Origin of the sequence: Pseudomonas sp. YH-1 (assembly GCF_051990045.1) — a bacterium.
In the GTDB taxonomy this organism is placed as follows: Bacteria; Pseudomonadota; Gammaproteobacteria; order Pseudomonadales; family Pseudomonadaceae; genus Pseudomonas; species Pseudomonas nicosulfuronedens.
This window is the reverse complement of the sequence record NZ_CP178184.1, coordinates 5,470,916-5,489,427: the sequence shown is the minus strand read 5'-3', so window position 1 is coordinate 5,489,427 and position 18,512 is coordinate 5,470,916. Positions and strand designations below refer to the sequence as shown.

16 protein-coding genes are annotated in these 18,512 nt (G+C 61.7%); 9 read left to right on the top strand and 7 right to left on the bottom strand.

What is annotated here, in order from left to right; genetic code table 11:
- Window positions 1-16: 16 nt before the first annotated feature.
- Window positions 17-232 carry a hypothetical protein gene (locus ACKI1H_RS25060; RefSeq protein WP_138525895.1) on the bottom strand — a complete coding sequence of 72 codons (216 nt, stop codon included), beginning with the start codon at window positions 230-232 and terminating at the stop codon, window positions 17-19.
- Window positions 233-431: 199 nt separating this feature from the next.
- Here ACKI1H_RS25060 and ACKI1H_RS25055 point away from each other — a divergent pair, with 199 nt between their 5' ends.
- Complete coding sequence (locus ACKI1H_RS25055) at window positions 432-962, top strand: hypothetical protein (protein WP_138525896.1); 531 nt, start codon at window positions 432-434, stop codon at window positions 960-962.
- Here ACKI1H_RS25055 and ACKI1H_RS25050 read toward each other — a convergent pair.
- Complete coding sequence (locus tag ACKI1H_RS25050) at window positions 953-1,165, bottom strand: DNA-binding protein (protein WP_138525897.1); 213 nt, start codon at window positions 1,163-1,165, stop codon at window positions 953-955. The two genes, ACKI1H_RS25055 and ACKI1H_RS25050, sit on opposite strands and share 10 nt — an antisense overlap.
- A 120-nt stretch (window positions 1,166-1,285) precedes the next feature.
- Here ACKI1H_RS25050 and ACKI1H_RS25045 point away from each other — a divergent pair, with 120 nt between their 5' ends.
- A complete protein-coding gene (locus ACKI1H_RS25045) occupies window positions 1,286-1,699 on the top strand; it encodes a helix-turn-helix transcriptional regulator (protein ID WP_246084930.1) in 414 nt (137 codons plus the stop codon).
- 9 nt (window positions 1,700-1,708) lie between these two features.
- Here the strand turns inward: ACKI1H_RS25045 and ACKI1H_RS25040 are convergent, their stop codons facing one another.
- The gene (locus ACKI1H_RS25040) at window positions 1,709-2,590 is read right to left on the bottom strand and encodes a DUF6685 family protein (protein WP_440466679.1); all 882 of its coding nucleotides are present in this window, start codon (window positions 2,588-2,590) and stop codon (window positions 1,709-1,711) included.
- A gap of 150 nt (window positions 2,591-2,740) precedes the next feature.
- Here ACKI1H_RS25040 and ACKI1H_RS25035 point away from each other — a divergent pair, with 150 nt between their 5' ends.
- Together ACKI1H_RS25035 and ACKI1H_RS25030 are read left to right on the top strand one after the other, a co-directional pair.
- Entirely contained in the window at window positions 2,741-2,962 is a 222-nt protein-coding gene (locus ACKI1H_RS25035) for a DUF2835 domain-containing protein (RefSeq protein WP_138525899.1), read from the top strand.
- 53 nt (window positions 2,963-3,015) lie between these two features.
- A complete protein-coding gene (locus tag ACKI1H_RS25030; RefSeq protein WP_440466678.1) occupies window positions 3,016-4,041 on the top strand; it encodes a quinone-dependent dihydroorotate dehydrogenase in 1,026 nt (341 codons plus the stop codon).
- Window positions 4,042-4,144: 103 nt separating this feature from the next.
- Here ACKI1H_RS25030 and rmf read toward each other — a convergent pair whose 3' ends face one another.
- Window positions 4,145-4,363 (bottom strand): ribosome modulation factor, encoded by a 219-nt coding sequence (gene rmf, locus ACKI1H_RS25025; RefSeq protein WP_081519407.1) that lies wholly within the window; start codon window positions 4,361-4,363, stop codon window positions 4,145-4,147.
- Between the two features lie 474 nt (window positions 4,364-4,837).
- Between rmf and rlmKL the strand changes: the two genes are divergently transcribed.
- Window positions 4,838-7,021 carry a bifunctional 23S rRNA (guanine(2069)-N(7))-methyltransferase RlmK/23S rRNA (guanine(2445)-N(2))-methyltransferase RlmL gene (gene rlmKL, locus ACKI1H_RS25020; protein ID WP_440466677.1) on the top strand — a complete coding sequence of 728 codons (2,184 nt, stop codon included), beginning with the start codon at window positions 4,838-4,840 and terminating at the stop codon, window positions 7,019-7,021.
- 102 nt (window positions 7,022-7,123) lie between these two features.
- On the top strand, window positions 7,124-9,535 hold the full coding sequence (locus tag ACKI1H_RS25015) for a sensor domain-containing diguanylate cyclase (protein ID WP_138525902.1): 2,412 nt from the start codon (window positions 7,124-7,126) through the stop codon (window positions 9,533-9,535).
- 40 nt (window positions 9,536-9,575) lie between these two features.
- Here the strand turns inward: ACKI1H_RS25015 and dacB are convergent, their stop codons facing one another.
- Complete coding sequence (gene dacB / locus ACKI1H_RS25010; protein ID WP_440466676.1) at window positions 9,576-11,012, bottom strand: D-alanyl-D-alanine carboxypeptidase/D-alanyl-D-alanine endopeptidase; 1,437 nt, start codon at window positions 11,010-11,012, stop codon at window positions 9,576-9,578.
- 255 nt (window positions 11,013-11,267) lie between these two features.
- On the opposite strand from dacB, the gene ACKI1H_RS25005 reads away from it, so the two are divergent.
- On the top strand, window positions 11,268-11,615 hold the full coding sequence (locus tag ACKI1H_RS25005; protein ID WP_440466675.1) for a YggL family protein: 348 nt from the start codon (window positions 11,268-11,270) through the stop codon (window positions 11,613-11,615).
- On the opposite strand, the gene ACKI1H_RS25000 is transcribed toward ACKI1H_RS25005, so the two are convergent.
- Complete coding sequence (locus ACKI1H_RS25000; RefSeq protein WP_440466674.1) at window positions 11,596-12,012, bottom strand: response regulator; 417 nt, start codon at window positions 12,010-12,012, stop codon at window positions 11,596-11,598. The two genes, ACKI1H_RS25005 and ACKI1H_RS25000, sit on opposite strands and share 20 nt — an antisense overlap.
- Before the next feature lie 807 nt (window positions 12,013-12,819).
- Between ACKI1H_RS25000 and ACKI1H_RS24995 the strand changes: the two genes are divergently transcribed.
- On the top strand, window positions 12,820-13,446 hold the full coding sequence (locus ACKI1H_RS24995; RefSeq protein ID WP_081519413.1) for a response regulator transcription factor: 627 nt from the start codon (window positions 12,820-12,822) through the stop codon (window positions 13,444-13,446).
- Window positions 13,447-13,511: 65 nt separating this feature from the next.
- Entirely contained in the window at window positions 13,512-17,099 is a 3,588-nt protein-coding gene (locus tag ACKI1H_RS24990; RefSeq protein WP_440466673.1) for a transporter substrate-binding domain-containing protein, read from the top strand.
- Between the two features lie 13 nt (window positions 17,100-17,112).
- Here the strand turns inward: ACKI1H_RS24990 and ACKI1H_RS24985 are convergent, their stop codons facing one another.
- Entirely contained in the window at window positions 17,113-18,444 is a 1,332-nt protein-coding gene (locus tag ACKI1H_RS24985) for a deoxyguanosinetriphosphate triphosphohydrolase (protein WP_138525972.1), read from the bottom strand.
- Window positions 18,445-18,512: the final 68 nt, after the last annotated feature.

Sequence of the window (18,512 nt, the reverse complement as noted above, 5' to 3'; positions counted from 1 at the left end):
ACACGAGCCAGCAGAGTCAGCTCCCGCTGCGCCCGTCCTCGCGCGGCTCGGTCAGCGCCCGGCGGTACTTGGCGTACAGCTCATCGGACATATTGCTGGCACCCAGCATCTTCAGCGCGAAAGACTTCACTTGCTCATCGCTGTACGGCTCATGCTGCGGCGCCGGTTGGCTGGCACAACCCACCAGCCACAGGGGCAGGGTCAGGGAGAGAAGGGCGAGGGCACGATTCATGGTTTTCACACGCAGGCTGGTTCGGGATGGTTGTCAGGCTATCAACCGCTCGAAGCGAGCAGAAATCATCCCGTTCAATAGTGGGTATCGTTTCTGGCGACTTCGGACGCTTTAGTCCTACAGAAAGTTCCCGGCTGCGGCGTTTTACGGCGAATGCGGATATCCTTTCCGGCTGTTTATCCCTATTCAGGACCTCCCCATGAAAGCGCAACTCGTCGAACTCCTCACGCTGATCAGCTCCGGCTGCCTGGGCGAGGACGAGATCCAACAGGTCGCCGACGAGGCTTCGCAGGCCTACGCCGATCCGGCGGCCTTCCTCGCGGCCAATCCAGACATCAATTACGACGACGATTTCCCCATCCCGCTTGGGGAGTGGGTTGTCGTCGGCAGCCTGCCGGAGATCGTGCTGTTCATGGGCGACAGCTATGAAGAGCTGTTCGGCGAGATCCGTGCCTCCTTCGACCCGAGCGTGAGCTTCGTGCTGCAGGCCAAGCAACTGCGCAAGGCCGAGCCGCTGGCCGCGCTGAACCGCATCCAGACCCAGCTCGGCGCGCTCTACCCGGAAAAGGGCGGTTACGTGCTGGTGGACTTCAGCGAGCCGCTGGATACCGAACTGCAGTGTGTGCTGGTCTATCGCAATGACCTGGAGCGCGTCCTGGCACTCTGCGTGGATATCGGCATTCCCGCCGTACCAGCACTGCAGGCCGCCCAGGAAACGGATCAGGCCTGATCCGGCTGGGTCATCAGCAGCAGGGCGCCCAGGTCCACCAGGAGCTGGTCGCCTATGCAGCGTGTCGGGATTGCTCCCTGATCGATCCAGCGCTGCACAATGGCCTGACGGTCGGTCAGGCCAATCAGCTGCGCAAAGCGCTGTGGCGTCACGTAATAGCCGCCCGTGACCAGGTCCGGGTCGAATCCGCTTTCCTCGCTCATGCTCTGTCCCGCACCATCCCGTCCTTCTGATCCATGGTTCTACTTGGGTCTGGATGATGAATTTATCCTAGTTATTAGGGTGTTTTTCCGGGTTTTGGCAGTCTCGGAGATGGATGACGCATGATGAAGAAACGTTTCCTGTTCACTGCGGGAGAAAGACTACGGGCGCTTCGCTCGTTGACGGGACTGTCGCGCCGCGCTTTCGCCGAGACGGTCGGCATGAAGCCCAAGGATGTGGAGAACATCGAGTACGGCAACCAGCGCATGCGTGATCTGGACTTCCAGAAGGTCTGCAGTGTGTACCCGGACTTCAGCCGCTGGATCACCTATGAAGGACCGATCGATTCGGACGAAGTGAACTGGAAGGTGGAAGATTCCGCCCAGCGCGCGGCGGTCTACCTGGTGAAAAGCAATCCGCAGTTGCTGGCGACTTTGGGGCTCAGCCTGGAAGAGTGGCGCGCCCGGCATCATGAGGTGCTGGAAAGCCTGGACGAGGAAGAGCGCCACCTCGGCGAAGAAGCGCTTGAGGAGTGATGCCGCGGGTCAGCCGGTCTTGCCGGCGCGGCGCAGATACGCAATTACATCCGGAGCGCCGGCCTCCCGCAGGCCCCGGCCGAAGGCATCGGACTGCGGGTGGTCGCGAGGTAGCAGCAGGCTCTCCGGGGTTTCCGAGTTGAACAGTCCGAAGCGGGCGTAGGGCATGCCGGTCTCCAGCAACAGTTCCATGAAGGACGCGTCGCTCCAGGCCTTGGCCGGCATGGCCAGCATGTGGAAGTCGCGCTCCAGCTCATCCAGTGCAGAAGCTTGCAGTTCAAAGCGCTGGATGCTCGCTGGCAGAATGATCTCCAGCCCGCGGCGACGGGCGTAGACCACCGCATTGGCCAGTTCGCAGGGGTGATTGTCGTCGTCCCAGAACAACCGCGCGCCGTGCCAGCCTGCACTGCGCAACAGCAGCGGCGCCTTGCGCTCGAAGCCGGGCAGCGCCACGCCCAGCACCTTGGTGAAGTCGTTGTAACTGATGATCCGTACCTTGCGGCACTGCTCGCAGTTGGAGAGCTCTTCAAGGCCCGCCAGGGGGCTGTCGAGCAGGCTGCGGCAGCAAAGGCCGTCGATGCTGCGAATATCAACGGCGGGATGCTCTTCGCGGTGGCTGGCCACCAGGCGCTTGAGAACGGTATGGATGCGTGCCTTGTCTTCCTGTACCGGTCCGGACAGCGCGCCGCGCGGCAGGTCGATCAGCCGGTACAGCGGCGGCCCGGATTGCCAGCCAAGGCCGGCGCGCCATTCGGGCAGGGGCTCGAAGGGCAGGGACAGGCTCCGACTGCGTTCGGCGATGTTGCGCCCATCAGTACTGCCGATGCCCAGGCGCTGGGCAAGGGCGGCCAGCCGACTGGTTACGCTGCGAGGACGAGGTGGTTGACTCATGGACGACGCAAGACTCCCGATGGCCGGCTGGTCCGTGCAGGAAGCGCCGGGCCCGATGCGCGGCGAATTGCCCTAAGCATAGAAAACCCTGGCGCCGTAGGGCGCATGCGTTGTGGCAAAATTCTTTCCTTCACTTTCCAGGAGGCCTCCATGGCTTGCGTCGTACTGGATATTTCCCTGCCGACGGAGCGTCTGCAAGCGCTCTATCGCGGGCAGGCCAACCGGGTGCAGGTGCGTAGCCGCGATGGTCGGCACATCAACTTGCCGGCGCATCACCTGCGTCCATTCGTCACTCATTCCGGAGTTCACGGCAGCTTCGAGCTGGAATTCGACGATTCCGGGCGGCTGCTGGCGCTGCGTCGCCTCGCCTGAGCGAGGGCGGGCTGGCTATAATAGCGCCCCATTTTGCCGACCGATGCCCGACCATGTACAGCCTGGCCCGCGAGCTCCTGTTCAAGCTCTCCCCGGAAACCTCCCATGAATTGTCCATCGACCTGATCGGCGCCGGTGGCCGCCTGGGCCTTAACGGCCTGCTGACCCAGGCGCCGAAAAGCCTGCCGGTAAAGGTCATGGGCCTGGAGTTTGCCAACCCAGTGGGGCTGGCGGCCGGCCTGGACAAGAATGGTGAGGCCATCGATGGCTTCGCCCAACTGGGCTTCGGTTTCGTCGAGATCGGCACCGTCACCCCGCGTCCGCAGCCGGGCAACCCGAAGCCGCGCCTCTTCCGCCTGCCGCAAGCTACCGCGATCATCAATCGCATGGGCTTCAACAACCACGGCGTCGATCACCTGATCGAGCGGGTCAGGGCTGCGAAATACAAGGGCGTGCTGGGTATCAACATCGGCAAGAACTTCGATACCCCGGTCGAGCGCGCGGTGGATGACTACCTGATCTGCCTGGACAAGGTCTACGCCCATGCCAGCTACGTCACGGTCAACGTCAGCTCGCCAAACACCCCCGGCCTGCGCAGCCTGCAGTTCGGTGATTCGCTCAAGCAACTGCTCGAAGCGTTGCGTCTGCGCCAGGAAGACCTGGCCGTGCAGCACGGTCGTCGCGTGCCGCTGGCGATCAAGATCGCGCCGGACATGAGCGATGAGGAGACCTCGATGGTCGCCGCCGCGCTGATCGAGTCGGGCATGGATGCGGTGATCGCGACCAACACCACCCTGGGGCGCGAAGGCGTGGAGCACCTGCCGTTCGGTAACGAGGCGGGAGGCCTGTCGGGTGCTCCGGTGCGCGAGAAGAGCACCCACATCGTCAAGGTGCTGGCGGGTGAACTGGGTGGTCGTCTGCCGATCATCGCCGCTGGCGGTATCACCGAGGGCGCGCATGCGGCGGAAAAGATCGCCGCAGGTGCGAGCCTGGTACAGATCTATTCCGGGTTCATCTACAAGGGTCCGGCGCTGATTCGCGAAGCGGTGGACGCCATTGCGGCGGCCAAGCGGACATAAGTACCGATAGCAGAAATAAGTAGGGCTCCTTTCGGAGCCCTTGGGCTTGCGCCCTTTTCCGCCCGGATGGGGCGGCTTGGGGAAGTCGTGGGTGACCCTGGATTCAGCCTGTTGCGTGCTGCAATTGGTTCACTCGTTGAATACCGGCGGCGCCGGTCAAACCATCCCAGTTGTCGCCGCGGCCCTCACGCCAGCCGTTGAGCCAGGATTGCCGGGTAGTGGGATGGGTAAACGGACAGAGGTCGCGAGATTTTCCAGTAATGCCGTGCTGATAACCGCGCAAAAAGGCTCTTTCCAACGGATCACGCTTAAGTCTTCTCATAGGGTGTTGCCCTCACTTGTTGACTGTTATGTCCCGTTGGCCCCCCAGGGAGGCCGGGCGGAATGTTCCGCCAAATGGGGCGCATTGCCGGCGTGACGCGCCCCGCCCGACACCATTGCGGTGAAGGATTACCCCGAGTTCTATCGAAAGGTTCCGGGGCTGTGAATGACCAATTTGTCATAAGGACGTAACTCTTATGGGTTTGGGCCATAAGGTTCGTCCGGTTTGCAAAATGCCAGTACGGCATAACCCGCCAGGGGCGGGAGGTTGCAAAGGATCAAGGAGAAAGGTGTGTCCAGATGCGACTTTCTCTCGTTCCGACGAGTGGGGTGACTTCTGCGACCCGGGGTCGCAGACCGGGCTGCCGGTTCATCCCGGAAAATGAATACACAGGGTCGTCCTGGTCGAATCCAGGGTGGCCAACAAGGCCGTAAGCGGCTTTGCTGAAAGGGCTGCTGCCCGGGAACTATTTGCATGTCGGATTTGCACGATCTCTTCCTCACCTGCCCGAAAGGGCTCGATGGCCTGTTGCTGGATGAAGCCCAGGCGCTCGGGCTGACCGAGGCGCGCGCCCAGGTTTCGGCCATTCGTGGCAAGGGCGACCTGGAGACGGCCTACCGCCTTTGCCTCTGGTCGCGCCTGGCCAACCGTGTGCTGCTGGTGCTGTCGCGTTTCCCGGTGAGCAACGCCGAAGACCTCTACCTGGGCGTCAACGCCGTGTCCTGGAGCGACCACCTGGAGGCCGACGGCAGCCTGGCAGTGGAGTTCAGTGGCAAGGGCTCGGGCATCGATAACACCCATTTCGGCGCGCTGAAGGTGAAGGACGCCATCGTCGACAACCTGCGCGCCGAGTTCGGCAAGCGCCCGACCGTGGACAAGGTCAACCCGGACATCCGCGTGCACCTGCACCTGGATCGCGGCCAGGCCGTGCTGTCCCTGGACCTTTCCGGCCACAGCCTTCACCAGCGTGGCTACCGTCTGCAGCAGGGCGCCGCGCCGTTGAAAGAGAACCTTGCCGCAGCCGTGCTGATCCGCGCCGGTTGGCCGAAGATCGCCGCTGAAGGCGGGGCATTGTCCGACCCGATGTGTGGCGTCGGTACCTTCCTCATCGAAGCCGGCCTGATCGCCGCCGACGTCGCGCCAAACCTCAAGCGCGAGCGCTGGGGGTTCAGCAACTGGCTGGGCCACGTACCGGCGATCTGGAAGAAGCTGATCGAGGAAGCCCAGCAGCGTGCCGAGGTCGGCCTCGCCAAGACTCCGCTGTGGATTCGCGGCTATGAAGCCGACCCGCGCCTGATCCAGCCGGCGCGCAACAACATCGAACGCTCCGGCCTGGCCGAGTGGGTGAAGATCTATCAGGGCGAGCTGGCCACTTTCGAGCCACGCCCGGACAAGGGCCAGAAGGGCCTGATCATCTGCAACCCGCCCTATGGCGAGCGCCTGGGCGATGAAGCTAGCCTGCTGTACCTCTATCAGCACCTGGGCGAGCGCCTACGCCAGAGCTGCCTGGGCTGGAGTGCCGGCGTGTTTACCGGCGCACCGGAGCTCGGCAAGCGCATGGGGATCCGTAGCCACAAACAGTACGCTTTCTTCAACGGCGCGCTGCCCTGCAAGCTGATCATGCTGGACGTGGAGCCGCGCCAGTTCGTGACTGGCGAGCGTGGTGAGCGCAGCGATGCCGCTCCGGCCCAGGGCGCCGCAGTGATCGAACAGGCTCGCCTGAGCGAGGGCGGGCAGATGTTCGCCAACCGCCTGCAGAAGAACGTCAAGGCGCTCGGAAAATGGGCGCGCAAGGAAAAGATCGAGTGCTACCGGGTGTACGACGCCGACATGCCCGAGTACGCCCTGGCCGTGGACCTCTACCGCGACTGGGCGCACGTGCAGGAATACGCGGCACCCAAGTCCATTGACCCGGAGAAGGCCCAGATCCGCCTGCTCGATGCGCTCGCTGCATTGCCGCAGGCCCTGGGTATTCCCACCGAGCGCATCGTCATCAAGCGTCGCGAGCGCCAGACCGGCAAGAAACAGTACGAGCGGCAGAGCGCCGAAGGCCGTTTCATGGAAGTCGAAGAGGGCGGCGTGAAGCTGCTGGTCAATCTGACCGACTACCTCGACACCGGCCTGTTCCTCGACCACCGCCCGATCCGTATGCGTATTCAGCGCGAGGCTGCCGGCAAGCGTTTCCTCAACCTGTTCTGCTACACAGCCACGGCTACCGTGCATGCTGCCAAGGGTGATGCACGCAGCACCACCAGCGTTGACCTGTCCAAGACCTACCTGGACTGGGCACGGCGCAACCTGTCGCTCAACGGCTTCTCCGACAAGCAACGCCTGGTACAGAGCGACGTGATGGAATGGCTGCGTGAGGACCGCGGCGAGTACGACCTGGTGTTCATCGACCCACCGACCTTCTCCAACTCCAAGCGCATGGAGGGGGTGTTCGATGTGCAGCGCGACCATGTCGAGCTGATCGACCTGGCCATGGCGCGTCTGGCCAAGGGCGGTGTGCTGTACTTCTCCAACAACTTCCGCAAGTTCGAACTGGATGAAGGACTGGCAGCGCGCTACCAGGTCGAGGAAATCAGCGCCCAGACGCTGGACCAGGACTTCGCCCGCAACAGCAAGATCCACCGCGCCTGGCGTATCAGCGTACGCTGAGGCCCGAGCGGCGCACGGCCCGGGCCGTGCGTCGCGCGAAAGCTGGGCAAATGGCCATCGACTGCTATAAAAACTGAGTCATCCTGAGAGTTGGGAAAGCGCATGACCCAGTTGCCGGCCTACCAGCAGTTGCCCGCCGCTCAGGGAGTCGCCAGCCGGAAGAAGGCTCTGCGTGCCGCCTGCGTCGTGCTGGTGGCCGGTCTCTTGCTGACGGCGTTGCTTGGCTGGAATGTGTGGCGCAATGCCCGCACTTTCCTGGAACAACAATTTTCCCTTGCAGCCGTCGAGCGGATCGAGCGCGTTCGCGAGCGGCTATCGATGCAGCAGAGCGAACTGGAATCGATCCAGCGCTTCTTTGAGAACTCCGCGAACGTTTCCCGCGAGGAGTTCGAACACTTCGTCAGCCCGTTGCTGGGCGATACGCTGGGTTACGCCTGGCTGCCGCGCGTGGACCAGCGTCAGCGCGACGCCTTTGAGGTCCGCGCCCATGATGCCGGCATGCTCGATTACATGCTTTTCGAGCTGGACCTGCAGGGCCGACCGATTCCGGCACAGGTTCGCGAGCGCTATTTTCCCGTCCTCTATGGTGCCTCCGAATACCTGGAAGAGATGCCCCTGGGCCTGGACCTCAATTCGACCCTGCCGGGGCGCGAGTTGACCCAGCGCGTGATGAAGACGCGTTCGGTGGCCGCCTCCATGCCCGTGGTCCTGCCCGGTGCACCGCCGGCGGATTCCACGGGTTTCCTGCTGGCGGCGCCACTCTATCGCAACAGCGCGACGCCCAGCCCGACAGCGGAGACCCGAGTCGGTATCCAGGGCATCCTGTTGGCAGCGATCAGCTATCGCCTGCTAATCGAAGAGGGATCGGAAGCGCGCGGCGAGCAGTTGGCGCTGACACTGCGGGATGCCAGCGACCCGCGTCCGGATGTACCGTTGTATCGCAGCCCGGTGGCGGCTGATCAGACGGCGGGACTGGTTGCCGAGCGGCACTTGCCGTTTGCCGGTCGTGACTACCTGGTGCGCGTCGAGCCTTCCAGTGAATTCCTGCGGCGCAACCAGGGGCACCCGCAGCTTTGGGTAGCGTTCGCTGGAGGGCTGACTTCGCTGTTGCTGGCGGGCTATGTGCTGGCACTGCTGGGGCAACGCCAGCGGGCCCTGCAACTGGTGGACGAGCGCACCGCCGAGCTGCGAGCCAACCAACTGGAGCTGCAGGAAAACCAGGCTCGCCTGCACTTCGCCATGGACAGCGCCGGCCACGGCGTCTGGGACTGGAGCCTGGATACCGGTAACGTTTTCTATTCCCATGCCTGGAAGGCCATGCTCGGCTACCGCGACAGCGAGGTGGGAGCAACCACTGACGAGAGCCTGAGCCGGGTCCATCCCGAGGACAAGGACGCACGCTGTGATGCGCTACGCCGGCATCTGCGGGGAGAGTCTTCGCTGTATCAGAGTGAGCACCGGTTGCGCTGCAAGAGTGGCCGCTGGCTCTGGGTTCTGGACCGCGGGCAGGTGGTGGAGCGTGACCACGACGGTTCGCCGCGACGCATGATCGGCACCCAGACTGACATCAGTTCGCGCAAGGCCGCCGAGCTTGAGCTGGGCGAGGTCAACAGTCGCCTGCATGGCCTGCTGGATGCGGCGACCCAGGTGGCTATCGTCTCGACCGACCTGCGCGGCTTCGTGCGCAGCTTCAATGTCGGGGCGGAGCGCATGTTTGGCTACAGCGCCCAGGAGGTGATCGGGCGGCCAGTGCCGGAGAACGTCTTCGTCAAGGACGAGATCCGCCGACGAGCGCAGGATCTGTCGAGCATCCTTGGCCGCGAGATTCGTGGCTTCGATGTCGTCGGCGCTCTCGTGGGCGAAGGGCACGAGGAGCACGAGTGGACCTGCGTGCGCCGTGATGGCCGGCAGCTGAAGATCAACCTGATCATTACCGGCGTGCGCGACTCTGCGGGCAACACCACGGGGTATCTGGGCATCGCCACTGACATTACCCGGCGCAAGGAAGCGGAGATGGAACTGCGGCGCCTCTCGGTCACCGATGCACTGACGGGCATCCACAATCGCCGCTACTTCAAGGAACAATTGGATCAGGCCATGGCGCGCTGCGCCCGCAGCGGTGAGCCGTTGTCGCTGGTGATGTTCGATATCGACCACTTCAAGGACATCAATGACCGCTTCGGTCACGAGGCGGGCGATATCGTGTTGGTCACCCTGTGCCAACGGATTGCCCAACGCCTGCGCAAGGTGGACGTGTTCTGCCGCCTGGGGGGAGAGGAGCTGGTGGTGCTCTGCCCGGGAAGCACCACGGAGCAGGCTTGGCAACTGGCAGAGGCTCTGTGGAAGGCCTTGCGCGGGCAGCCGATGGAGGGCGTCGGGGTGGTGACGGCGAGCTTCGGGGTGGCCTCCTGGTGCCCTGGCGAAAGCGCGGACGATCTGATGCGCAAGGTGGACCGCGCGGTCTATCGCGCCAAGCGGCTGGGGCGCGACCGCCTGGAGAAGGTCGAAGCCTGACGCGAAAACCCCGGCCAGTTGGCCGGGGTTCGGGTGAGGATCAGCGCTTGGTGCTGCTGTAGAGGTCCAGCAGTACCTGGTCGAGGATCGATGAGGCGCCCCACGGCCGGTTGCTGTTGAGGATCGCCACCACCACCCAGGTGCGGCCGTTGGCGTCGCGGCTGAAGCCGGCGAGGGCACGTACGGTGTTCAGGGTCCCGGTCTTCACGTGGGCTTCTCCGGCCATGGGCGTGCCACGCAGGCGTTTGCGCATGGTGCCGTCCTTGGCCACGATCGGCAGCGAGGAGATGTACTCGGCAGCGTAGGGGCTATGCCACGCGGCCTGAAGCATGGCAGCCATCTCGCGGGCGCTGACTCGCTCGTCGCGGGACAGGCCCGATCCGTTTTCCATCACCAGGTGGCTCGCGGTGATGCCCTTGCGCGCCAGCCATTGGCGGATCACCCGCTGGGCAGCCTGGGCGTCGTCCGCGTCGGCGCCATTGCGATACTGACGGCCGACCGAAAGGAACAGCTGGCGGGCCATGGTGTTGTTACTGAACTTGTTGATGTCGCGGATGATTTCCACGACATCCGGCGACATGGCGCGGGCTACCAGAGTGGCGCTCTTCGGCACGGTGCCTTCGCGGTCCTTGCCGAGAATGCTGCCGCCCAGCTCCTGCCAGATGCCGCGCACGGCGCCGGCAGTGTAGGCCGGGTGTTCGAGAAGGGACATGTAGGTCTGCGCGCTGCAGCCCTGCGGAATCTGCCCGGTGGCGACCAGCGAGGTGCCATCGAACTGGGTCACCGGGTTGAAGCGCAGTTTCGGCCAGGCGGGGCAGGCCGCGGCCTTGCTGACCTGGATCTGGTTGTCGATGCGCACGTTCGCCAGCGGCGGGTCCATCAGCACGGTGGCCTTGTTGCCCTCGGTGCGGATCACCAGACGCACGCTCTTCAGGTTGACCATCAGCGAGTCCGGGCCGACCAGGAAAGGCTTGTTGTCGTCGCCGCCGTCGTCATTGAAGACTGGCAATTGGGGAATGTTGAAGTAGCTGCGGTCCAGCACCAGGTCGCCGGTGACCTTGTTCACGCCGTTGGCGCGCAGGTCGCGCATCATCAGCCAGAGCTTCTCCAGGTTCAGCTTCGGATCACCGCCGCCCTTGAGGTAGAGGTTGCCATTCAGGGTACCGTCCTTGAGCTGGCCGTCGGTGTAGAACTCGGTCTGCCACTGGTAGGTCGGGCCGAGCATCTCCAGGGCGGCATAGGTGGTGAACAGCTTCATGGTCGACGCCGGGTTCACCGAGACGTCAGCGTTGAAATAGGTAGCGTTGCCTGGACCTTCCAGAGGAATCATCACCAGCGACAGGGCGTCGTCGGTAAGTTTGCTGGCCCGCAGCGCTTTCTGTACGCGTTCGGGCAAGGTGCTGTTGATCTGGGCAACGGCCGGCAAGGCGAAGGGCAATAAGGTAGCGAGAGCGAGGACACGCAGAGACTTGAACATAGAAAAGGTGATATCCCAGTGGTCGGGCATTGACTTGAAAAAATGAAAAGATGAAGCGCAACACTACAGTTGAAATACTCCCTGTTGGACCGGGAGCTGCGGCACATTATGCCGCAAGCCGTTCCAGGATGCGCTGGCCTTCGGATGCCAGTCGTCTCGGAGAGGCTGATCGGGGCATTGTTTGCGCAGGTCCCGGGTATGTTCCGGACAAACTCGTGCATCGAGCGGCGAAAGCCCTCCTGAGGAGAGATTCAGATGGCTACCTATCGTTCCCGTCGTTTACGCAAGAAGTTGTGTGTCGATGAATTCCAGGAACTCGGCTTCGAACTGAGTTTCCAGTACAAGGAGGGGACAGACGAAGAGGCAGTCGACGCTTTCATGAAGCGTTTCGCGGGAGTTGCCGTCGAACCCAACGGTCTGGTCTACAGCGGTTGCGACGAATACGGGTTCATCTGCCTTGCTCGGCGCGGCTCGGTGAGTGCGGAGCAGCGCGAATTGATCGACGGATGGCTGAAGCAGCAGCCGGAACTCGCAGGTTTCAGCCTCAGCCCGCTGATCGATGCGTGGTATCCGGACCAGCCAGTCAATCTGCCCGCGCCCTGAGGCTGATGCTCTCGCCCGTGCCCAGGATTTGCATCAGCGCCCACGCATCGAGGGGCTTCGACAGGCAAGCCAGGATGGGTAATCCCTTGGCGCGCAGGGTTATGCGCAGCGCTTGCAGTTCATCGCTATCGCGGCAAGTCAGGAAGACCGCTTGGCGAATATGACCGGCGTTGGTCAGTTCGCTGAGCAGTTCTATGCCGTCGGTGTCGGGCAGGTTGATATCGCAGAGCAGGAGGTCGAAAGGTTCATTGCGTCGTGCACACTCTTCGCGCGCTTCATTGGCATCAAGAGCGGGCGTCAATCGAAAGAAGCCCAATCTGTTCAGTTGCATTTGCGTAGCGATCAGCTGGAAGGGATGGTCTTCGACGATCAGGATGCTGAATTTTCTGTCTTGCACGTAAGAGACTCCTGGCTGTTTTGGAGTGCAGTCGATAGCCGTTCAAGTGAAAAGCTAATTCAGTCGCCGCTATCTGTTGTCGGTAGATCGGTTGATGTGAAGTTTGATTTCCGCTGCATTGATCGGTCCATGTATTTGTCTGGTTATAGGTTGTCTGTCTGGATTTGTTTTAGCTTTCCGGTAGGGTTTTTTGTGGTTGAAAGTTATTGGTGGTTGTTTTTCGCGTTTTTGTTTTTGGGGTGTTTCAATTTTTGTCTTGATAAAAGGAGTACGTGGAAGCGGATTTGCATGAGTTTGTTAGTTTTCGATAACTGATCTTCCTGGTAAGGAGAAGGGGCGGAGGATTTGTCAGACGCTGGCCGACAGAAAATGTGATCAAGGGCGGTGTCGGGGATGGTCGTCAATGAATGTAGCTGGGTTGAGCTATGGGCGAATGCCTTTTCCAGAGCGGCTGGAACGATTTTCCTAGCTGCCGGGAAGGCGAAATGATCCGCGCGCGGAGTGACGAAGAGCAGGGCGCGAGGGAAAAGTCAGGTGGATATCGAGCATCTGGTAGATGGGATAGGCAGCGACAGGGAGGAGGATTGTCAGGAATCGTGATCAGCTTTTCTTCCGCTTCTCATCAGAATGTTCCTGCCGAAATTGAGTTGGCGTCAAAATATTTAAGATTGCTTGTAGGAATTATTTAGATGTTGCGTAGGAAAACCCTCTAATAGCCAATATTGAGGGTGGACAATCTCGACAGCGCCGGCTCTCCCTATATCTTACCGAAGGACATTTTTTCGAAGGGTCTGAGGGAGGAAGCTGATGAGCAAAGTTCTAATAGTCGATGATCATCCAGTCATTCGCATGGCGATGCGTGTGCTGCTGGAAAAGGAAGGTCATGTCATCGTTGGTGAAACCGACAATGGCGTGGACGCGCTTTCGCTTGTCAAGGACCTGATTCCCGACCTGGTCGTTCTGGATATCGGTATTCCCCGCCTTGATGGCCTGGAGGTGATCAGCCGTATTTCCGCCTTCGAGTTGCCGCTCAAGGTGCTGGTGTTGACCGGGCAGAGCGCCTCGTTGTTCGCCATGCGCTGCATGCAGGCGGGGGCTTCAGGCTTTGTCTGCAAGCAAGGGGGGCTATCCGAGCTGATCAGTGCGGTCAATGCGGTGGTCGCCGGCTACAACTACTTCCCCAGTACGGCCGTGCGCCAGACGCGTCGCAATAACGGACAGATGGACGATCAGGAACTCATCCAGCGGCTGTCCGATCGCGAGATGGCCGTGCTCCAGTACCTCGCGAACGGTTATTCGAACAAGGAAATCTCCGAACAGATGTTCATCAGCAACAAGACGGTCAGCACCTACAAGACCCGCCTGCTGCTGAAGCTCAATGCCCATTCGCTGGTTGACTTGATCGAATTTGCCAAGCGGAACGCGCTGGTCTGAGGTGTTGGATGTGCCGCTTCCGCTTTTTCGTCAGTGTGTTGCTACTCATCTGCTGCGGATGGGTGATGGCGGAGCAGCACGATTGGGCCTCGATCAACCTGCTGGCTCGTTCGGCCGACGAGCCAGTCAGGGTGCAACTTAGCGATTCCAACTGGCAATGGCTAAGAGACAAACGCGTGCTGCGCGTGGGCGTGACCGCGCCGGATTACGCCCCGTTTGATATCACCGGCAGCGGCACTGACCTTGAGGGCATCACCGCCGATGTCGTCGGAATCATTGCCGACTCGCTCAATGTTCGAGTCGAAGTACGACGTTACCCCGATCGAGATGCCGCCGTGGCCGCGTTGTTGCGCGGAGATATCGATCTATTGAGCCGTGCCACGGGATACGAGGCTGCACGGCCAGGCGTTGTACTCTCCGTACCGTACTTCTCCAATCAGCCGGTCATCATCGGGCCGGCGAGCACGCGCCTGGAAAGCAGCGAGCAGTTCGTTGGCAAGCGCATTGCGGTAGTCAGTGACTACTACCCGGCAGAGGAGCGCGATAAATACCTCACGGGTTCCACGGTGCAAAGCTATCAGTCAGTGCGCCGGGCCTTGGAGGCGGTGGCTTTCGGTCAGGCAGACCTGTTCGTTGGCGATGCATTCAGTGCGCAGTACCTGATCAGCCAGGGATATCTGGCGAATCTGAAACTCCTCAACTTTGCCAGCTTCAATGGCCAGGGTTTCAGCTTTGCCTTGAATGCTTCTGACCGGACGTTGCTGGGGATCATCGACCGTACCCTGGCCTCCATTCCTCGGCAGGTCGAGACTACCATTCAGCGTCGCTGGAGTCCCGGCGGCAGCAGTCCCATCGCTGGCCAGCGGCTCATCCTTACGCCTCAGGAGCAGCGCTGGGTGGACCGTCATCCGCGGCCGAGGGTCGTGATCGATCAGGCTTTGGCGCCCGTTTCCTTCTTCGATGCCCAGGGCCAGTTCCGAGGTATCACCGCCGACCTGCTTGAACTTATCCAGAGCCGCACCGGTGTTGAGTTCGATGTGCGCCCGCAGCCAAGCGTCACGGCGATGCTGGAGCAGGTACGTACGGGAAAAGCCGACGTTATTGCCGCGCTTACACCGACTGCGCAGCGTGAGGAATGGCTGGGTTTCACACGCCCTTACATGACCGCGTCCTTCGTGGTCGTGGTGCCGGAAGGCAGTGACTGGCTGCACAGCCTGGACGATCTCGACGGACACAGCGTCGCTGTTCCCCGAGGTTCCGTCATCGCGGACTTCATGCGTGCTCGCCATCCGCAGGTAAAACTGTTGGAAGTCGAGAACAATATCGACGATCTCTCCATGATCAGTGAAGGGAAGGTGGACGCCGGCATTCACCTGCTGTCGTCTGCCAACTACCTGATCTCCCGCTATTACCCTGACCTCAGGATCGCTCTGGCCCTGGACCGTGAGCCCGGACAGTTCTCGCTGGCGGTGTCACAGGCAGACCCGGAACTGCTCAGCATTCTCAACAAGGCGCTACTGGCCATCTCGCCTGAGGATCTGAGCAATATCACGGCGCGTTGGTCGGCCAGCGCGGAAAGGCCGGACAGCATCTGGAAGGGCTACCGCAAGCAATTCATCCAGCTCGCCTGGGCAGCAGCGTTGACGCTGCTTGTCGTGCTGCTGTGGAACGGGTGGTTGTGGCGCAAGATGCGTCGTCGTCGGGATTCGGAGAAAGAGCTCAGCTACCGTCTCGAATTCAAGCGTGCTTTGATCGATGGCATTCCTCAGCCTGTGGCAGTACGTGATCGTGATGGACGCCTGGTCACCTGCAATATCGGTTTCATCAAGGAGACCGGGATGCCTCGCGAGTCGGCAGACGGTTCACGGGTTGTCGACTGTCCCTGGTTGCAGGCAGCCGATGCGCAAGTGCTGCAGCAGATTCATCAACAGGCCATGGAGCAGGACTCAAAGGTGGCTTCCGACCTGATACTGCAGCTTCGAAGCGAGGTTCGGGAAATCTATTACTGGGCTACGCCGTACCGTGGCCCGAGTGGGGATATCTCTGGTGTCGTGACGGGCTGGATCGATGTCACCGAACGTGAACGGCTGCACCACCAGTTGGAGGCTGCGAAGGAGCAGGCAGAGGAAGCCAACCGTGCGAAGAGCACTTTCCTCGCCACCATGAGCCATGAAATCCGCACACCGATGAACGCCGTGATCGGCATGTTGGAGTTGGCACTGACCCGCTCGGATCAGGGGCACTGGGAGCGAGAGCCGGTCGAAGTGGCCTACGATTCGGCTCGCTCCCTGTTGACGCTGATCGGCGACATCCTGGACGTGGCCAAGATCGAGTCCGGACGTCTGACGCTGATGCCGGAGCGCGCCCACCTGCGCGAGTTGGTGGAGTCCGTTGCGCGCGTGTTCGATGGGCTGGCACGGCAAAAGTCCCTGGAGCTCAGGATGGAAATCGAGGCGGAGACCGCCTGCGATGTGTTGATCGATCCCCTGCGGTTCAAGCAGATACTGTCGAACCTGGTCAGCAACGCCATCAAGTTCACGGACGCCGGCCAGGTGAGGATTCGCGTCTATGGCGAGCGTGTCGCCGGTGAGCGACTGGCGCTCGAGGTGAGTGTGCAGGACAGCGGGATCGGCATTTCCGAGGATGAACAGCGCCAGTTGTTCGAGCCTTTCAGTCAAGTTGCCCGGAGTGGTGCTGCCAGTCGAGGCGGCACGGGCCTGGGGCTCACCATCTGCCGTAAGCTGGCGGAGATGATGGGCGGGACTGTACGCATGGAAAGCCGGCCCGGCGAGGGCACCACGGTCACGGTGCGCCTGTTGCTGCAGACCTTGGAAAGCCTGCCCGAATGTGACGTTGGGCGGGCGGAGGTGGTCCCGAGGACTTCCCATTCGCTGAAGGTCCTGGTGGTCGATGACCATGTGGCCAACCGGTTGCTGTTGACCCAGCAACTGGAGCACCTGGGGCATCAGGTCGAGGTGGCCTCCGACGGCTCCCAGGCATTGCAGTTGTGGCATCCGGGGGATTTCGATCTGGTCATCACCGACTGCAATATGCCTGTGCTCAACGGCTATGGTCTCGCTCGGCGCATTCGCGATCTCGAGGAAGAGATGGAGGCTGAACACTGCGTGATCTTCGGGTTCACCGCCAACGCACAGCCCGACGAGATAGAGAACTGTCGGCGAGCTGGTATGGACGATTGCCTGTTCAAACCCATTGGCCTGGATAACCTGCGGGTAAGGTTGGACGCCGTACCGAAGATTTCAGTTACTCCTGACGACTCGGTTGCTGTGGAAGAAAAACAGGGTGACGAGTTCGATCTGAAGTCACTGAGGGAGATGACCGGCGGAAATCCTGGTCTGATCCGCCGCCTCCTGGAGGAGTTGCACAGCAGCAACCGGATCGATATCGATCAGGTTCGCCCACTCTGGGAGGCAGGTGACTGGAAGCAACTGGCCGATCTGGCCCACCGCATGAAGGGGGCCGCACGCCTGGTCAATGCTGGCATGCTTCAGGACCTGTGCAGCAAGCTCGAAGGTGGCTGCAAGGACGGTCTCGACAGCAAGGAATTGCGCAACCGAGCGTTGGCCGTAGAGCAGGCGATGGCGACCTTGCAGGATGATCTGCTGCAGCAATTGCGCAAGCTGGCCGCCTAGCCTGCACGGCCGTTCAGCTCGGGCTGGAGCGGCCGGTCATTTCGCGCGCCATCTCGGTGGCATAGCTGTCGGTCATCCCGGCGATGAAGTCTGTTACGCGCAGGAAGGACCGATAGAGTGTCCAACTCGGGTCCGGCGCGTAGTGACTCAGCAAGTCGAGGATCCGCTGGTTCTTGAACGACGGCGAAGACTGGCGGTGCTGTTCCAGTACAGCGCCACAGAAGGAGTTCAGCAGGATTTCCAGGGTGGTATAGGCGCCGATCTCGTGCAGGGTCTTGCGCTTATCCTGGAAGATCTTCTCCCTCGCCATCGCTTTGGCGCGTTGCACGCAGCGCTTGGCCGGGCCATGCATGTGTTCTACCAGGTCGCCTTGCAGGCTTCCCGCGAGCAGGGCCTTTTCCTGTTCGACGAAGGCACGAGCGGCGGCGTTGGTCAGGTGCTCGATGGCCTTGCCGCGCAGGATTGCCAGCTTGCGCCGGCGCGAGTCCTTTGGGCCGAGCTGGCGGTAGGTTTCCGGCAGGTCGTCGCCGACCAGGTCGAGCAGCAGCGCTTCGACTTCGCTGTAGTCCAGCAACTCCATTTCCACGCCGTCTTCCAGGTCGATCAGGCCGTAGCAGATGTCGTCCGCCGCCTCCATCAGGTAGACCAGCGGGTGACGTGCCCAACGCTCGTCTTCCAGTTGTGGCATGCCCAGTTTCTGGGTGATCTGCTCGAGCAGTGGCAGCTCGCTGCGGTAGCAGCCGAACTTGTGCTTCTTGTAGCCGAGGGAGTCGGCGTGGCGAGCCGTCCAGGGGTACTTCAGGTAAGTGCCGAGGGTGGCATAGGTCAGGCGCGTGCCGCCGTCGAACTGGTGGTACTCGAGCTGGGTGAGCACGCGAAAGCCCTGGGCGTTGCCTTCGAAGTGCAGAAAGTCGGAGCGTTCTTCCTCGCTCATGCCATCCAGCCAGCCGCGCCCGGCAGCCTGCTGAAACCAGTGGCGGATGGCGTCTTCGCCGGAGTGGCCAAAGGGCGGGTTGCCGATGTCGTGGGCGAGGCAGGCAGACTGCACGATCACGCCCATGTCCGACGGATCGCACCATTCCGGCAGGCGGTCACGAATGATCTCGCCAACGCGCATGCCCAGTGAGCGGCCGACGCAGCCAACCTCCAGTGAGTGGGTCAGGCGAGTATGAATGTGGTCATTGCTCGACACCGGGTGCACCTGGGTCTTGCGCCCCAGGCGGCGGAAGGCACCGGAGAAGATGATGCGGTCGTGGTCCTTGTGGAAGGCGCTGCGGCCGAGCTCGGCGCTGCTGTGCACCGGTTTGCCGAGGCGCTCCCGGGGGAGCAGGGTGTGCCAATCCATTCTTCTTTCCGCAATCGAGAGAGTTACCGGCAACGCTAGCTGTTCGCGCTGGCAATCTCAATCGCGGC

Coding starts and splice junctions, on each gene's coding strand:
- ACKI1H_RS25060 (WP_138525895.1), bottom strand. CDS start 232: ATGAATCGTGCCCTCGCCCTTCTCTCCCTGACCCTGCCCCTGTGGCTG.
- ACKI1H_RS25005 (WP_440466675.1), top strand. CDS start 11,268: ATGGCTACCTATCGTTCCCGTCGTTTACGCAAGAAGTTGTGTGTCGAT.
- ACKI1H_RS25035 (WP_138525899.1), top strand. CDS start 2,741: ATGGCTTGCGTCGTACTGGATATTTCCCTGCCGACGGAGCGTCTGCAA.
- ACKI1H_RS25045 (WP_246084930.1), top strand. CDS start 1,286: ATGATGAAGAAACGTTTCCTGTTCACTGCGGGAGAAAGACTACGGGCG.
- ACKI1H_RS24990 (WP_440466673.1), top strand. CDS start 13,512: ATGGCGGAGCAGCACGATTGGGCCTCGATCAACCTGCTGGCTCGTTCG.
- ACKI1H_RS25015 (WP_138525902.1), top strand. CDS start 7,124: ATGACCCAGTTGCCGGCCTACCAGCAGTTGCCCGCCGCTCAGGGAGTC.
- rlmKL (WP_440466677.1), top strand. CDS start 4,838: ATGTCGGATTTGCACGATCTCTTCCTCACCTGCCCGAAAGGGCTCGAT.
- ACKI1H_RS24995 (WP_081519413.1), top strand. CDS start 12,820: ATGAGCAAAGTTCTAATAGTCGATGATCATCCAGTCATTCGCATGGCG.
- ACKI1H_RS25030 (WP_440466678.1), top strand. CDS start 3,016: ATGTACAGCCTGGCCCGCGAGCTCCTGTTCAAGCTCTCCCCGGAAACC.
- ACKI1H_RS25050 (WP_138525897.1), bottom strand. CDS start 1,165: ATGAGCGAGGAAAGCGGATTCGACCCGGACCTGGTCACGGGCGGCTAT.
- rmf (WP_081519407.1), bottom strand. CDS start 4,363: ATGAGAAGACTTAAGCGTGATCCGTTGGAAAGAGCCTTTTTGCGCGGT.
- ACKI1H_RS25040 (WP_440466679.1), bottom strand. CDS start 2,590: ATGAGTCAACCACCTCGTCCTCGCAGCGTAACCAGTCGGCTGGCCGCC.
- ACKI1H_RS25055 (WP_138525896.1), top strand. CDS start 432: ATGAAAGCGCAACTCGTCGAACTCCTCACGCTGATCAGCTCCGGCTGC.
- dacB (WP_440466676.1), bottom strand. CDS start 11,012: ATGTTCAAGTCTCTGCGTGTCCTCGCTCTCGCTACCTTATTGCCCTTC.
- ACKI1H_RS24985 (WP_138525972.1), bottom strand. CDS start 18,444: ATGGATTGGCACACCCTGCTCCCCCGGGAGCGCCTCGGCAAACCGGTG.